We start from the raw sequence: 14620 nt of genomic DNA on the forward strand, positions 1-14620 counted from the left end.
GGCAGGGCGGCAACGCCGGATCAGGCGGCCTTGAGGGCCTTGATGCGGTCGTTCAGGCGGCTCTTGTGGCGAGCAGCCTTGTTCTTGTGGATCAGGCCACGCGCGCTGAAGCGATCCAGGATCGGCTGGGCAACGGCGAAGGCGGCTTCGGCGCCGGCGGCATCGTTGGCGTCCAGCGCCTTGATCACTTTCTTGACAGCGGTGCGCAGCATCGAGCGCTGAGCCACGTTGCGCGCGTTGCGCACGACGGTCTGCTTGGCGCGCTTCTTGGCGGACTTGATATTGGCCACGGTGGTGGTTTCCTGAAAAATCGGTGTTATGGGAACAGCAAGCTAGCTAGTATGATGGCGTAAGAAATGCACGTCAAGTCGATTGTCAAGAGGGACGCTGAGTGAGTTCACCCAAGTTGTTGCGGGGCCTGCTGTCGTTCAGCAGCATGACCATGGTCTCGCGCGTTCTCGGACTTGTCCGGGACTTCGTGGTGACCACCACGTTCGGCACCAACGCCATCACTGATGCTTTCTGGGTCGCCTTCAGGGTACCCAATTTCCTGCGGCGTTTGTTCGCCGAGGGCTCGTTTGCCACCGCTTTCGTGCCCGTGTTCACGGAAGTGAAGGAAACCCGCAGCCACGCCGAACTGCGCGAACTGATGGCGCGCACCGCCGGCACCCTGGGCGGGGTGCTGATGCTGGTCACCGCACTGGCCCTGATCTTCGCGCCGCAGCTGGCCTCGGTCTTCTCCAGTGGCGTTGATACCGACCCGGTCAAGCAGGGCCTGCTGGTCGACCTGTTCCGCCTGACCTTCCCGTTCCTGCTGTTCGTCTCGCTGACCGCACTGGCCGGCGGTGCGCTGAACAGCTTCCAGCGCTTCGCGATGCCGGCGCTGACCCCGGTCATTCTCAACCTGTGCATGATCGCCGGTGCGCTGTGGCTGGCGCCGCGGCTGGGCGGCACGCCAGAAAAGCAGATCCTGGCGCTGGGCTGGGCGGTGCTGGCGGCCGGCATCCTGCAGTTGCTGTTCCAGCTGCCCTCGCTGAAGGGCATCAACCTGCTGACCCTGCCGCGCTGGGGCTGGAGCCATCCGGGCGTGCGCAAGGTGATGACGCTGATGGTGCCGACCCTGTTCGGTTCCTCTGTGGCGCAGATCAACCTGCTGCTGGACACGGTGATCGCGGCCAAGCTGACCGATGGCTCGCAGTCCTGGCTGTCGCTGGCCGACCGCTTCCTGGAGCTGCCGCTGGGCGTGTTCGGCGTGGCGCTGGGCACGGTGATCCTGCCGGCGCTGGCCCGCCATCACGTCAGTACCGACCGCGAGGGCTTCTCGCGCTCGTTGGACTGGGGCCTGCGCATGACCCTGCTGATCTCGGTGCCGGCCATGCTGGGCCTGCTGCTGCTGGCCGAGCCGCTGATCGCGACCATCTTCCAGCACGGCCAGTTCAGTGCCTTCGATACCCGCATGACCGCGTTGTCGGTGTACGGCCTGAGCTTCGGCCTGCCGGCATTCGCCCTGCTGAAGGTGGTACTGCCGGCTTTCTACGCCCGCCAGGACACCAAGACGCCGGTGCGCGCGGGTGTGGCCGCGCTGGTGGCCAACATGGTGTTCAACTTCGCCCTTCTGGCGGTGTTGTACCAGGTGATGGTGCCGGACGAGCTGAAGGCGCAGGGCGTGATGGCGGCCATCGGCAAGCAGCCGGGCCTGCACCTGGCGCTGGGCATTGCCAGTGCGCTGTCCAGTTACCTGAACCTGGGCCTGCTCTGGTACTGGCTGGGCAAGACCGATGTCTACCGCCGCCGGCCGGGCTGGGCTGGCTATCTGCTGCGGCTGCTGCTGGCCTGCGCGGCCATGGTCGGGGTGCTGCTGGCCCTGCTGCACTGGCTGCCAGGCTTCTCGGCGATGACTGTGTGGGAGCGGATCGGCGCCCTGGCGCTGCTGGTCGGTGGCGGTGGCGCGACCTACGCGGTTGCCATGGTGGCGATGGGCTTCCGCCCGCGCGACCTGCGTGGGCATTGATCGTGCGCCGTGACGGCTATACTTCAGGGTTACACCATTGAAGCGGCGGCCCCGGTCGGGCCGGAACGAGAGTTGATGAGCAGGCTGTTCAGAAGCGTGGAGGGCGGGGCGCTGTTCCCCAACGGAAGCGTGGTCTGTATCGGTGCATTTGACGGCCTCCACCTGGGCCATCGTGCGCTGGTGCGCCACGCGGTTGCCCGCGCGCGCGCCTTGGGCGTGGCCGCAGTGGCCGTGGCATTCGAGCCGCTGCCGCGTGAATTCTTTTCCCAGGGCACGCCGCCACCGCGGCTGACCCTGGCGCGCAGCAAGGTCGAGATCCTGCGCGAGCTCGGTGTGGATGCGATCGGACTGTTGCGTTTCGACGCGGCGATGGCAGCGATGCCGGCCGAGGATTTCGTCCACCGGCTGCTGGCCCACCGCCTGGGCGCACGCGAAGTGTGGATCGGCCCGGAGTTCTGCTTCGGCAACCGCCGCCGTGGCGACCTGGCCCTGCTGCAGAAGATGGGCGCTGCACTGGGCTTCACCGCGGGCGAGATCGAAGCGGTGGATCTGCATGGCGAGCGCATTTCCAGCACCCGCATCCGCCAGCTGCTGCAGCAGGGCGACTTCGCCCGTGCCAACGACCTGCTGGGCCGTCCCTACGCGATCAGCGGCCGGGTGGTGCGCGGTCGACAGCTTGGCCGTACGCTGGGTTTCCCCACCGCCAACCTGCGTTTCCCGAAGACGCCGGCGCTGTCGGGTATCTACGCGACCTGGGTGCATGGTGTGTTCGACCAACCGTGGCCATCGGTGTCCAGCTTCGGCACGCGGCCGACGGTGGAGGGCGTGGAGCCGCTGCTGGAAGCCCACCTGTTCGATTTCCAGGGTGACCTGTACGGTCGCCACATCGACGTGGAATTCGTCGCCAAGCTGCGCGACGAAGAGAAGTTCAATGATCTGGCGGCGCTGACCGACCAGATGCACCGCGACGCCGAACAGGCGCGCGCCATCCTTTCCGAACATAGATTGCGAGCCACTGCGTGAGCCAGGACTACAAGACCACCCTGAACCTGCCAGCCACCGAATTCCCGATGCGCGGCGACCTGCCCAAGCGCGAGCCGGGCATTCTGGCGCGGTGGGAAGCGCAGGGGCTCTACCAGCAGCTGCGCGACAACGCCGCCGGCCGCCCGCTGTTCGTGCTGCACGACGGCCCGCCGTACGCCAACGGCCGCATCCACCTCGGCCACGCGGTCAACAAGATCCTGAAGGACATCATCGTCAAGTCGCGCTACCTGGCCGGCTTCGATGCGCCCTATGTGCCGGGCTGGGACTGCCATGGCCTGCCGATCGAGATCGCGGTCGAGAAGAAGTGGGGCAAGGTCGGCACCAAGCTCGACGCCGTCGAATTCCGCCAGAAGTGCCGCGAGTTCGCCGAAGAGCAGATCAACATCCAGCGCGTGGACTTCAAGCGCCTGGGCGTGACCGGTGACTGGGACAACCCGTACAAGACCCTGAGCTTCGACTTCGAAGCCAACGAGATCCGTGCGCTGTCCAAGGTCGTGGCCAACGGTCACCTGGTGCGCGGCGCCAAGCCGGTGTACTGGTGCTTCGACTGTGGCTCGGCGCTGGCCGAGGCCGAGATCGAGTACCAGGAAAAGGAATCGCCGGCGATCGACGTGGCCTACGCCGCGCGCGATGCCCAGGCCATCGGCCAGGCGTTCGGCGTGAGCGTGCCGGCCGACGTGGAAGTGGCCGTACCGATCTGGACCACCACCCCGTGGACGCTGCCGGCCTCGCTGGCGGTGTCGCTGGGCGCGGAGATCCGCTACGTGCTGGCCGAAGGCCCGGCGCACAACGGCAAGCGCCGTTGGCTGGTGCTGGCTGCGGCGCTGGCCGAGCGCGCGCTGCAGCGCTATGGCGTCGAAAACGTGGTGCTGCACGGTGAAACCACCGGTGCGGCGCTGGAGAACCAGCTGCTGGCGCACCCGTTCTACCCGGAGCGCGAGATCCTGGTGCTCAACGGCGACCACGTCTCCGACGAGGACGGTACCGGTGCGGTGCACACCGCCCCCGGCCACGGCCAGGAAGACTTCGTGGTCAGCCAGAAGTACGGCCTGCTGGACAAGTACAACGCTGGCCAGGTGACCCCGATCGACGGTCGTGGCGTGTACCTGGAATCGACCCCGCCGGCCGGTGACGTGGTGCTGGCCGGCCAGCACCTGTGGAAGGCGCAGGAGGCCATCGTCGGCGTGCTGCGCGAGAACGGTTCGCTGCTGGCGTTCCATCCGATCCGCCACAGCTACCCGCACTGCTGGCGCCACAAGACGCCGGTGGTGTTCCGCGCCACCCCGCAGTGGTTCATCTCGATGGACAAGGCCAACCTGCGCAACGATGCGCTGGCCGCCATCGACACCGTCGGCTGGTTCCCGACCTGGGGGAAGGCGCGCATCCAGAGCATGGTCGACGGCCGCCCGGACTGGACCATCTCGCGCCAGCGCACCTGGGGCGTGCCGATCGCACTGTTCACCCACCGGCAGACCGGCGAGATCCATCCGCGTTCGGTGGAGCTGATGCAGCAGGTCGCCGACCGCGTCGAAGCCGAGGGCATCGACGTGTGGTACTCGCTGGATGCCGCCGAACTGCTGGGCGCTGAAGCCGCCGACTACGAGAAGGTCACCGACATCCTCGACGTCTGGTTCGATTCGGGCGTGACCCATGAAGGCGTGCTCGCCGCGCGTGGCTTCGGCAAGCCGGCCGACCTGTACCTGGAAGGTTCTGACCAGCACCGCGGCTGGTTCCAGTCCTCGCTGCTGACCGGCGTGGCGATCGACAAGCGCGCCCCGTACAAGCAGTGCCTGACCCACGGCTTCACCGTGGATGAGCACGGCCGCAAGATGTCCAAGTCGCTGGGCAACGGCATCGAGCCGCAGGACATCATGAACAAGCTGGGCGCGGACATCCTGCGCCTGTGGATCGCCTCGGCCGACTACAGCAACGAGATGTCGCTGTCGCAGGAGATCCTGAAGCGCAATGCCGATGCCTACCGCCGCCTGCGCAACACCGCACGCTTCCTGCTCGGCAACCTGGACGGCTTCGACCCGGCGCTGCACCTGCAGCCGCTCGAGCAGATGGTCGCGCTGGACCGTTGGATCGTGCATCGCGCGTGGGAGCTGCAGGAGAAGATCAAGGCGGCCTACGACGGCTATAACATGGCCGAGATCGTGCAGCTGCTGCTGAACTTCTGCAGCGTGGACCTGGGCTCGCTGTACCTGGACGTGACCAAGGATCGCCTGTACACGATGCCGACCGATTCGCACGGTCGCCGTTCGGCACAGAGCGCGATGTACCACATCGCCGAAGCGTTCACCCGCTGGGTCGCGCCGATCCTGACCTTCACCGCCGACGAGCTGTGGGGCTACCTGCCGGGCGAGCATGCTGGCCATGTGCTGTTCACCACCTGGTACGACGGCCTGGCGCCGCTGCCGGCCGATGCCCAGCTCAACGCCGCCGATTTCGACCAGCTGCTGGCCGTGCGCGAACAGGTGGCCAAGGTGCTCGAGCCGATGCGGGCAAACGGCGCGATCGGTGCCGCACTGGAAGCGGAGATCACCATTGCCGCCAGCGAGGAGCAGGCCGCGCGCTGGCAGCCGCTGGCCGATGAACTGCGTTTCCTGTTCATCAGTGGCGACGTGCAGGTGCGCCCGGCGACCACCGACGAGGTGTTCGTCAGTGCCCAGCCGACCAGCAAGGCCAAGTGCGTGCGCTGCTGGCACCACCGCGCCGACGTCGGCAGCAACGCCGACCATCCGGAACTGTGCGGCCGCTGCGTGAATAACGTGACCGGCGCCGGCGAAGTGCGGAGCTGGTTCTGATGGCCGCGCCCCGTCCGCATCCGAACGCGCTGGTCTGGCTGCTGCTGTCGGTGGCCATCATCGGCCTGGACCAGTGGTCCAAGGCCTGGGTGCTGTCCAGCCTCCCGGAGTTCCAGCCGGTGGTGGTCATCGACGGCTTCTGGAACTGGTACCGCACCTATAACACCGGCGCGGCATTCAGTTTCCTGAGCGACGCCGGTGGCTGGCAGAAGTACTTCTTCACTGCACTGGCTATCGCCATCAGCGGCCTGATGGCCTGGTGGCTGCGCGGCACCGCCCGTGGCAACTGGAAGGCCGCGGTGCCGTATGCACTGATCATCGGCGGCGCCATCGGCAACGTGATCGACCGCCAGGTGCACGGTCACGTGGTCGATTTCATCCAGTGGTACGTGGGCAGCTACACCTGGCCCTCGTTCAACATCGCCGATTCGGCCATCGTGGTGGGTGCCATCGGCATCGCCCTGTTTGGCCTGTTCGACGGCAAGTCCGCCAAAAAGGCGGATAATGCCAATCCGAAACCGTAAGCCGGCCGCTGCCGGGAGATTGAACTGATGGATGTGCTGCTCGCCAACCCGCGTGGTTTCTGTGCCGGTGTCGATCGTGCGATCGAGATCGTCAAGCGCGCGATCGAAACGCTGGGCGCGCCCATCTACGTCCGCCATGAAGTGGTGCACAACCGCTTCGTGGTCGACGACCTGAAGCAGCGCGGCGCGATCTTCGTCGAGGAGCTCGATGAAGTGCCGGACAACAACACGGTGATCTTCAGCGCGCATGGCGTGTCCCAGGCCGTGCGCCAGGAAGCCGAGCGTCGTGGCCTGAAGGTGTTCGATGCGACCTGCCCGCTGGTGACCAAGGTCCACTTCGAAGTTGCCCGCCACTGCCGCGCTGGCCGTGACGTGGTGCTGATCGGCCACGCCGGTCACCCGGAAGTGGAGGGCACCATGGGCCAGTGGAACCGCGAAGCCGGTACCGGGCAGATCTACCTGGTCGAGGATGTCGAGCAGGTTGCGACGCTGCAGATCAACCAGCCGGACAACTTCGCCTACACCACCCAGACCACGCTGTCGGTGGATGACACGCGCGGCATCATCGATGCGCTGCGCGAGCGCTTCCCGGCGATGCAGGGCCCGAAGAACGACGACATCTGCTACGCCACGCAGAACCGCCAGGACGCCGTACGCGATCTGGCCAAGCGCTGCGACCTGGTGCTGGTGGTCGGTTCGCCGAACAGCTCCAACTCCAACCGCCTGAGCGAGCTGGCCCGCCGTGAAGGCGTGGAGTCGTACCTGATCGATGGCGCGCACGAGATCGACCCGGCGTGGGTGGCGGGCAAGCAGCACATCGGCGTGACCGCTGGCGCCTCGGCGCCGCAGGTGCTGGTCGACGGCGTGCTGGCACGCCTGGCCGAGCTGGGTGCCAGTGGCGTGTCCGAGCTGGACGGCGAGCCGGAATCGATGGTGTTCGCGCTGCCGAAGGAACTGCGCCTGCGCCTGGTCGACTGACCGGGAAAGGCCTCATCCACGCCACGCGTGGATAAGCACATCCATGACCTTTGGCCATGGGGCCCGCCATCGCACAGGCCTAGCATCGGAGGATTGTCCGATGCTGGAAGTTGCCGATGAAGACCCGTGCCCTGGCGATGTCGTTGCTGTTCGCGCTGGCCGCCACGCCCGCGCTGGCGCAGGCCTCGCCATCGGATGATGCCGCAGCCCCAGGCCTGCTGCGCATCGATGTGGATGCACGTGACCTTGCCCGTCGCATCTTCAAGGTGACCGCCACCGTGCCGGTCAAGCCCGGTCCGGTCACCCTGCTGTACCCGCAGTGGATTCCCGGCAACCATTCGCCCACCGGCCCGATCGACAAGCTGGCCGGTCTGCGTATCACCGCCAACGGCAAGCCGCTGGCCTGGCAGCGCGACCAGTACAACGTCTATGCGTTCAAGGTGGACGTGCCCGAGGGCGTCAGCGAGATCGTCGCCCACTTCGATTTCCTGTCCTCGCAGGGCGGCAGCCAAGGGCGGGTGGTGATGACCCCGGAAATGCTCAACCTGCAGTGGAACGCCAATTCGCTGTATCCGGCCGGCGTAGATGCGCGCAACCTGCAGGCGCAGGCCAGCGTGACCCTGCCCAAGGGCTGGTCGTTTGCCACGGCGCTGGAAACCGCGCGCCGCGACGGCGATACCGTGGTGTTCAAGCCGATCTCGTATGACCATCTGGTCGATTCGCCGTTGTTTGCCGGCGAGCACTACCAGCGCATCGATCTCGATCCGGGCGCGAAGGTGCCGGTGCACCTCAATGTGTTTGCCGACGAAGCCAAGTCGCTGAAGCCGACCGACGCGCAGATCACGATGCACCGCGCGCTGGTGCAGCAGGCCGACAAGCTCTTCGGTGCGCGTCACTACAACCGCTATGAATTCCTGCTGGCCTTGACCGACCGTCTTGGTGGCATCGGCCTGGAGCACCACCGTTCCAGCGAGAACAGCGCCGACCCGGGTTACTTCACCGAGTGGGACCGCAACGCCTGGATGCGCGATCTGCTGCCGCATGAGTACACCCATTCCTGGAACGGCAAGTACCGTCGCGGCGCGGATCTTGCCACCGCCAACTTCAACACGCCGATGGGCGACAGCCTGCTGTGGGTGTACGAAGGGCAGACCCAGTTCTGGGGGCAGGTGCTGGCGGCACGCTCGGGGTTGTGGTCGGCTGCGCAGGCGCGCGACATGCTGGCCAATGTGGCCGCGACCTATGACCGTGGCCGCCCGGGCCTGGCCTGGCGTCCGCTGCAGGACACCACCAACGACCCGACCATCGCCCAGCGCCGCACGTTGCCGTACCGCAACTACCAGATGAGCGAAGACTATTACTCCGGCGGCCAGATGCTGTGGCTGGAAGTGGAAGGCAAGCTGCGCGAACTGAGTGGCAACCGCCGCAGCCTGGATGACTTCGCGCGCGCCTTCTTCGGCGTCGGCAATGGCGACTGGGACGTCAACCCGTACACCTTCGACGACGTGGTCGCGACCTTGAACGACATCGCGCCGTACGACTGGGCGACGTTCCTGCGCGGGCGCCTGGACGGCCACGGCGCGTTGACCGGTGGCCTGGAGCTGGCGGGCTGGAAGCTGGTCTACCGCGATACGCCGAACGATGCCTACAAGGCGCAGGAGAAGCGCGCCAAGGCCGCATTGCTGGCGTACTCGCTGGGTGCGACGGTGCTCGACAACGGTACGGTCGGCGACGTGATCTGGGACAGCCCGGCCTTCAACGCCGGCCTGGCGCCTGGCATGAAGGTGATTGCCGTTGGCGGCCGCGAGTACAGCAGCCAGCGCTTGAAGGACGCGGTGGCTGCGGCGGCGAAGGACAAGGCGCCGATCGTGCTGCTGGTGAAGCAGTTCGATCGGATCGACACGATGAACATCGACTACCACGGTGGCCTGCAGTACCCGGTGCTGGAGCGCATTGCCGGAAAGCCTGACCGCCTTGCGGAGCTGTGGAAGCCACGATGAAGCCGCGCGCCGGCGATGGCTTGATCCTGCTGATGGCGATCCTCGCCATCATCGGTGCGTTCCTGGACGGTGACGGGCGCTGGCTGCATTGGCTGGCGAAGCCGGCGACCACGCTGCTGATCGCGGCCATCGCCTGGCGGGTGCGTGATCCTGCGCAGCCGATCTACCGGCGCGCGGTGCTGGCCGGCATGCTGCTGTCGTGCGTGGGTGACATCGCGCTGATGCTGCCGATGGACGCGTTCGTACCGGGGCTGGTGGCGTTCCTGCTGGCGCACCTCTGCTACATCGTGGCCTTTCGCGATGGCCTGCGTGCCGGACGCGGCCTGCTCGCCGCCAGCGTCCTGCTGGCGGCCTTTGCCGTACTCAATGTGCTTGGCCTGTGGCCGCACCTGCCGGTGCCGATGCGTGTGCCGGTGCTGGCATACGTGGTGGTGCTGGCATCGATGGCAGCGCTGGCCCTGGCACGGCAGTGGCGCAGCCCGCAGCCCGCTGCCGTGGAAGCCAGCAGTGCACGCTGGGCTGCCGTCGGTGCGCTGCTGTTCGTCGCCAGCGATTCGCTGCTGGCCTGGGACCGCTTCGCCGGCGGCCTGCCACTGGCCAGCCTGCTGGTGCTGTCCATCTACTACGGCGCCCAGTACGCCATCGCCCGCTCGGTGAAACAGCAAAAAGGGGACGGAGGGGATTAAGTCGCAGACGGCACCAAGGCGTAAACGACTTAATCCCCTCCGTCCCCTTTTAGCGTTGACTATCGTCGGTTCGCGTTGCCGGAACGGCCCTGTGCGTCGAACGAGAGTCGTGCGGACTGGCGATCGCCGGCGACCTCGTCCGGCAGCCACACCAGCCTGCCACCCTTGCGCACGATCACATAGACGTGGCCGACGTCACCCGGCGTGGCCATCAGCGCGTTGCGCTGCGCCTGCAGCGCCTGGGCGACGCGTGGCACCGCCTCGAAATCGATGTTGGCCAGCGCCGTGCTGCTGCGGCGCAGGGTGATGGTGGGCGCGAAGCGCTGCGGATCGACCGGGTCGCCCTTGCGCCACTGGCCGTGCTCGAAGTGGTAGCTGTCCACGTGCGTAGGTTGCTGCGGATCGACCAGGTCCAGATTGATGCGGCCATCATCGTAGAAGTGGATGCTGTGGAACACCATCAACCGGTGCCCGGCCAGGGCTGGCATCTGTTCCAGTGCCTGGCGGGCGGCCAGCAGGTAGTCCGCATCGAACAAGCGGTTGCTGCGTTCGGGCATCGGCATCGACCGCGGTTCGGGAATCGGTGCGAGCGAAGCAGGCCTCTCGCGCGGTGGGGGCCTGGTGATCGGCGTGGTTGCGCGGTCATCCTGCACCGAATGGCCCATCGTTTCGGCAAGGGTCTGCAGTGCCCCGCCGGCAACGGCGACGCCGGCCAGCAACAGCAGCACCATCGAAAATACCAGTCGCGTCGAGGGGGGCTGCTTCATACACCCTCCAGGCGAACGTTGCCGCGATCTTCCGGGTCGTACAGCAGCGTGACCTGCTCGCGTGGAAGGTTGGCCAGCTCGATCAACGGGATGAAGCGGCGCACGCTCACCTGCTGTATGCCACCTTCGCGGTCGGTGTACTCCAGCTGGAACTCCACCTGCGGCTGCTCGTTGAGGTAGGTGCCGGTCTGGCGCAGCTTCAGCACCTTCGCATCCACGCCGATGCCGCGGTACTTCAGCGCGTCTCCGCGGGCATCGGCGTGCAGCAGGCGGCCGAGCAGGCGCAGGACCAGGGCGTAGCCGCACAACACCAGCGGGCACACCAGCAGTGGGTGGCCGAAGGTCAGGAAGGTCCAGCCCAGGCCCTCGCTCTGCAGCCGGTAGGCCAACACATAGGCAGCGGCAACGGTTCCGATGCCGAGTGCTGCACCGATGCCACGCCGCCACAGGCTGGCGACATTCAGTTCGGGCTGGGCGCCGTCCAGTACCACGTTCGGGAACGCGCCCGGCACCCGGCTCAGGCGTGCATCGACGTGCCTGCCGACGCCGAAGCGCTGCAGTTGCGGCTTGCTGTCGACTACCAGCAGCAGTTCGCGGATCGGCGTGCCGGACAGGTTCTTGAAGGACAGCTGCAGTTTCCATTGCGCGAAGCCACGCACCTGCACGCCGGTCTGTTCAGCGTTTTCGATCAGCGCATCGCGTGGTTCGCCATCGGCGAGGATCGAGCGAACGCGATGCAGGGCGCGTGGTGGGCCGAGCAGCAGGAAATGCAGGAACGCGAACAGCAGAGCGAGCCATGCAGCGAGCGACAGTGCCAGCAGCAACAGTGCCAGCCACGGTGCACTGCGATCAGCCAGCGCCACGGGCCACGACGTGCCGAAGTAGAGGATGCACGGGAAGGGCAACGCGAAGAACAGCAGGAACGCGCCCCAGAACCAGAGATAGGCCTTCATGGGGTGGTGGGGGACCGATGGAACAGGGCGCGTAGGGTACTACGCTCAGCGGATCTGCAGGGTCAGCAGGAAATAGCGGCCAAGTGGATCGTCCAGCCCAGGCATCTGGCCGCCATTGCCGACCAGGTAGTTCACCGGTTGCGTGTCGAGCACGTTGTGCACGTCCAGCGCGGCGACCACGCGCGGCCCCAGCCGCCTTGCCAGATGCAGGTTCCAGCGCAGCTGCCGCGGATTCATGCAATGGTTCTGCTCGCGCTGTTCTTCCGGGCACTCCGCACCGGGCAGCCAGGCACGCGTGCGTCCCACCTGGTTGCCGCGCAGGGCGATGTCCCAGTTGCTGTTCTGCCACTGCACATTGAGCACGGCGGCCATTGCTGGCGTGACATGGCCACGCAGGTCCACCGTCGCTTCGTGGCCACGCTCGCGGCGTAGTTCCTGCTGTTTCAATGCATCGACGGAGAACAGCCACTGGCCGGTGCTGCCGGTGTCGATGTGGTACTCCCCGCGCAGAACAAGGTTGCGCGACGTGGTGCGGCCGATGTTGTCGAAGGACAGGCGCAGGTTGTACAGGCGTCCATCCTCGTCCAGCTCCCAGGTGCTGCGGTTCCACACCGCATCGGCCGGTTGCAGGGCCAGGATTTCATTGCGCAGTTCGACGATGTTGTGGGTCAGCGACAGTGAAAACGCATCGGTCGGTGTCCAGGTCGCACCCAGGGAATGACTGCGCGACCGCTCCGCTTTCAGCGCATCGTTCTCCACCACGTCCACGGTTACGCTGCAGCGTCCGTTGCCGTTGCTCTGCGCGCAGTCGGGCAGTGCACTGGAGGCGGGTAGTTCGATCGCGCCGAAATAGCCCGGCGGCCGCCGTTGCTCGAACAGGCTGGGGGCCCGGTAGCCGCGCCCGGTGGCAAGCAGGAATGACCACTGCGGTGTCGGGCTCCAGCGTACGCCCACGCGGGGCGAGAAAGCCTGGTAACCGCCATCGCGGTCCCAGCGTGCTGCCAGGTCCATACGCAGCGTGCGCGCCAATGGCAGGCCGAGTTCGGCGTAGGCACCGCCACTGCGGCGTGACAGGTGGCGTTGTTCCTGTGGCAGGCCCAGCGCCAGGTCGCCCTGGCTCAGCAGCGCGTCGGGATGCGACGTCCAGCGTTCCTGGCGCAGGTCGATGCCGGTGGCCACTTGTGCAGCACCGCCGGCCAATGGCATCAACTCGCGCTGCATGCCCCACCAGCCCTGCCACTGCTCGGTGCGCCCGCGGTTGCGGATCGACGGGAACAACTGCGCGGCGGTCTCTGCCGGCAATGAGGTGAAGCCGGGCAGGAAATCCAGCGTCTCGGCCGCGCGCAGCAGTGGTTGGGCGCGCACGGTGCCGGACGTCGTCAGAGTGACATCGCTGCGCTGTGCGCTGATGCCGGCATCCCAGCTGCGGCGGCCTTGGTCGTGGCCGATGCCGAAGGTGACGTCGGCATCGGTGGCACGTACATGCGGACGCACGTTGCCGGCTTCGCGCAGCACGCTGTTGAAGGTGAACCCATAAAGCCCGATGGCTACAGCGGTCGGGCCGAGGTCGAAGCGTTGCCGGTTGTGGCTGGCCCTCGCCTCGGCGTAGGCGTAGCGACCTTCGCCGCGCTCATGCCGATAGCGCAGGTAGGCCGAGGCGGTGTCCGAGGCCGGTTGCAGCGAACGCGGGCGTGCGCTGTCGAACCAGCAGGCACCATCGCGCCGTTTCAATGGCCCTTCGCAGCGCGTTGCCGGCCAGTAGCGTCCATCGCGGAACGCGCCGATCAGGTACTGCGAGGTTTCCGCATGCCATTCGCGGCGATCGCCGGCCACGTGGTCGATGCGATGCAGGTCGATGCCAGCGAACCAGCGGTCCCCTCCGTCGCGCACGCCACCGGTGGCCGCCTGCAGGCGATACTGGCCGGCGTCGCCGCGCCCGCTCAGGCCGGTCTGCAGCATGGCTTCAGGGCCATCGGCCTGGTCACGCAGGATGATGTTGACCACGCCGGACATCGCGTCGGCACCATAGATGGCCGACGCACCGCCACGCACCAGTTCGATGCGCTCGACGAAGCTGAGCGGGATGCCCCCCAGGTCGGTGAGTCCGCCCTGTTCCAGCGACACCATCGGATAGCGTGGCAGGCGCCGGCCATTGACCAGGAACAAGGTCGCACGCGGTCCCATGCCGTCCAGGCTGGTGGTGGTGGCCGCACCCACCGGCAGGTACTGCGAATCGCCACTGCGCGAGGTGCTCATTGCCGGGTGGCCGTTCATGCCCGGCAAGTGCCGCAGCAGGTCGAACAGGCTGCCGTAACCGCTGCGCAGGATGTCATCGCGGTCGATGATGGTCACCGGCAGCGTGGTCTGCACGGAGGTGCGCGGCAGCCGGCTGCCGGTGACATGGATCGGCGCCAGCTCGACCTGCGGTGGCGTCTCGGGCACCCTGCCCGGCGACGGTGCCGCGGGCATCGCACGCGCCGCGACCGGCGGTGGCGATGGCGGTGCCGGCCGGGTGCGGCGGACGACGAATCCACCGGCAGGCGTGCGCAGGATGGTCACCGGCATGCCGGCGACCAGTTCCTTCAGGGCCGCGGCCGCATCGCTATGGCCATGGGTGCCGGCCGTACGCAGGCCATCCAGTTCACGCGCATCGAACAGCAGGGCGATGCCACTCTGGCGCGCCCATTGCTGCAGGGCAGGTGCGAGCGGGCCTGAACCCACATCGACCTCCAGGGTGCCGGCCTGTTCGGCTGCATCGGCAGAGGGCAGCGCGGCAAAGCTCAGCGCGAAGCAGAACAGGGTGCGGAGCAGCCCCTCCCGCAGCGCGCCCGGTACTGCCTTCACTGCAGG

At 66.9% G+C, this 14620-nt stretch carries 11 protein-coding genes; 7 read left to right on the forward strand and 4 right to left on the reverse strand.

Annotated features, from left to right (window positions below; genetic code table 11):
* Positions 1 to 20: 20 nt before the first annotated feature.
* Positions 21 to 290, reverse strand: a complete 270-nt coding sequence (gene rpsT, locus AC5P9W_RS04910) for a 30S ribosomal protein S20 (protein ID WP_005408560.1) — start codon at positions 288 to 290, stop codon at positions 21 to 23.
* Between the two features lie 116 nt (positions 291 to 406).
* Between rpsT and murJ the strand changes: the two genes are divergently transcribed.
* From murJ to AC5P9W_RS04945, 7 genes are all read left to right on the forward strand, one after another.
* Positions 407 to 2011 (forward strand): murein biosynthesis integral membrane protein MurJ, encoded by a 1605-nt coding sequence (gene murJ, locus AC5P9W_RS04915; RefSeq protein WP_032955127.1) that lies wholly within the window; start codon positions 407 to 409, stop codon positions 2009 to 2011.
* Between the two features lie 75 nt (positions 2012 to 2086).
* On the forward strand, positions 2087 to 3034 hold the full coding sequence (locus AC5P9W_RS04920; protein ID WP_019659293.1) for a bifunctional riboflavin kinase/FAD synthetase: 948 nt from the start codon (positions 2087 to 2089) through the stop codon (positions 3032 to 3034).
* The gene (gene ileS, locus AC5P9W_RS04925) at positions 3031 to 5862 is read left to right on the forward strand and encodes an isoleucine--tRNA ligase (protein WP_197575894.1); all 2832 of its coding nucleotides are present in this window, start codon (positions 3031 to 3033) and stop codon (positions 5860 to 5862) included. Before AC5P9W_RS04920 ends, ileS begins: the two co-directional genes overlap by 4 nt.
* Entirely contained in the window at positions 5862 to 6386 is a 525-nt protein-coding gene (gene lspA / locus AC5P9W_RS04930; RefSeq protein WP_014646377.1) for a signal peptidase II, read from the forward strand. The genes ileS and lspA overlap by 1 nt, the downstream gene beginning before the upstream one ends.
* A 27-nt stretch (positions 6387 to 6413) precedes the next feature.
* Positions 6414 to 7364, forward strand: a complete 951-nt coding sequence (gene ispH, locus AC5P9W_RS04935) for a 4-hydroxy-3-methylbut-2-enyl diphosphate reductase (RefSeq protein ID WP_019659291.1) — start codon at positions 6414 to 6416, stop codon at positions 7362 to 7364.
* Between the two features lie 116 nt (positions 7365 to 7480).
* Positions 7481 to 9364 carry a M61 family metallopeptidase gene (locus AC5P9W_RS04940; protein WP_495218919.1) on the forward strand — a complete coding sequence of 628 codons (1884 nt, stop codon included), beginning with the start codon at positions 7481 to 7483 and terminating at the stop codon, positions 9362 to 9364.
* On the forward strand, positions 9361 to 10050 hold the full coding sequence (locus tag AC5P9W_RS04945; RefSeq protein WP_206621292.1) for a lysoplasmalogenase: 690 nt from the start codon (positions 9361 to 9363) through the stop codon (positions 10048 to 10050). The genes AC5P9W_RS04940 and AC5P9W_RS04945 overlap by 4 nt, the downstream gene beginning before the upstream one ends.
* Positions 10051 to 10109: 59 nt before the next feature.
* Here the strand turns inward: AC5P9W_RS04945 and AC5P9W_RS04950 are convergent, their stop codons facing one another.
* Genes AC5P9W_RS04950 through AC5P9W_RS04960 form a run of 3 tightly spaced genes read right to left on the reverse strand, consistent with a single transcriptional unit; the run spans position 10110 to position 14614 of the window.
* Positions 10110 to 10817, reverse strand: coding sequence for a hypothetical protein (locus tag AC5P9W_RS04950; RefSeq protein ID WP_206621291.1), 708 nt, complete (start codon positions 10815 to 10817; stop codon positions 10110 to 10112).
* On the reverse strand, positions 10814 to 11770 hold the full coding sequence (locus AC5P9W_RS04955; RefSeq protein WP_495218920.1) for a hypothetical protein: 957 nt from the start codon (positions 11768 to 11770) through the stop codon (positions 10814 to 10816). The genes AC5P9W_RS04950 and AC5P9W_RS04955 overlap by 4 nt, the downstream gene beginning before the upstream one ends.
* Positions 11771 to 11815: 45 nt before the next feature.
* Positions 11816 to 14614 carry a TonB-dependent receptor plug domain-containing protein gene (locus AC5P9W_RS04960; RefSeq protein WP_111201644.1) on the reverse strand — a complete coding sequence of 933 codons (2799 nt, stop codon included), beginning with the start codon at positions 14612 to 14614 and terminating at the stop codon, positions 11816 to 11818.
* Positions 14615 to 14620 lie beyond the last annotated feature (6 nt).

Source organism: Stenotrophomonas sp. YJH_SMC_33, assembly GCF_059372295.1.

Coding starts and splice junctions, on each gene's coding strand:
- AC5P9W_RS04945 (WP_206621292.1), top strand. CDS start 9,361: ATGAAGCCGCGCGCCGGCGATGGCTTGATCCTGCTGATGGCGATCCTC.
- AC5P9W_RS04920 (WP_019659293.1), top strand. CDS start 2,087: ATGAGCAGGCTGTTCAGAAGCGTGGAGGGCGGGGCGCTGTTCCCCAAC.
- lspA (WP_014646377.1), top strand. CDS start 5,862: ATGGCCGCGCCCCGTCCGCATCCGAACGCGCTGGTCTGGCTGCTGCTG.
- AC5P9W_RS04955 (WP_495218920.1), bottom strand. CDS start 11,770: ATGAAGGCCTATCTCTGGTTCTGGGGCGCGTTCCTGCTGTTCTTCGCG.
- AC5P9W_RS04940 (WP_495218919.1), top strand. CDS start 7,481: ATGAAGACCCGTGCCCTGGCGATGTCGTTGCTGTTCGCGCTGGCCGCC.
- AC5P9W_RS04950 (WP_206621291.1), bottom strand. CDS start 10,817: ATGAAGCAGCCCCCCTCGACGCGACTGGTATTTTCGATGGTGCTGCTG.
- ispH (WP_019659291.1), top strand. CDS start 6,414: ATGGATGTGCTGCTCGCCAACCCGCGTGGTTTCTGTGCCGGTGTCGAT.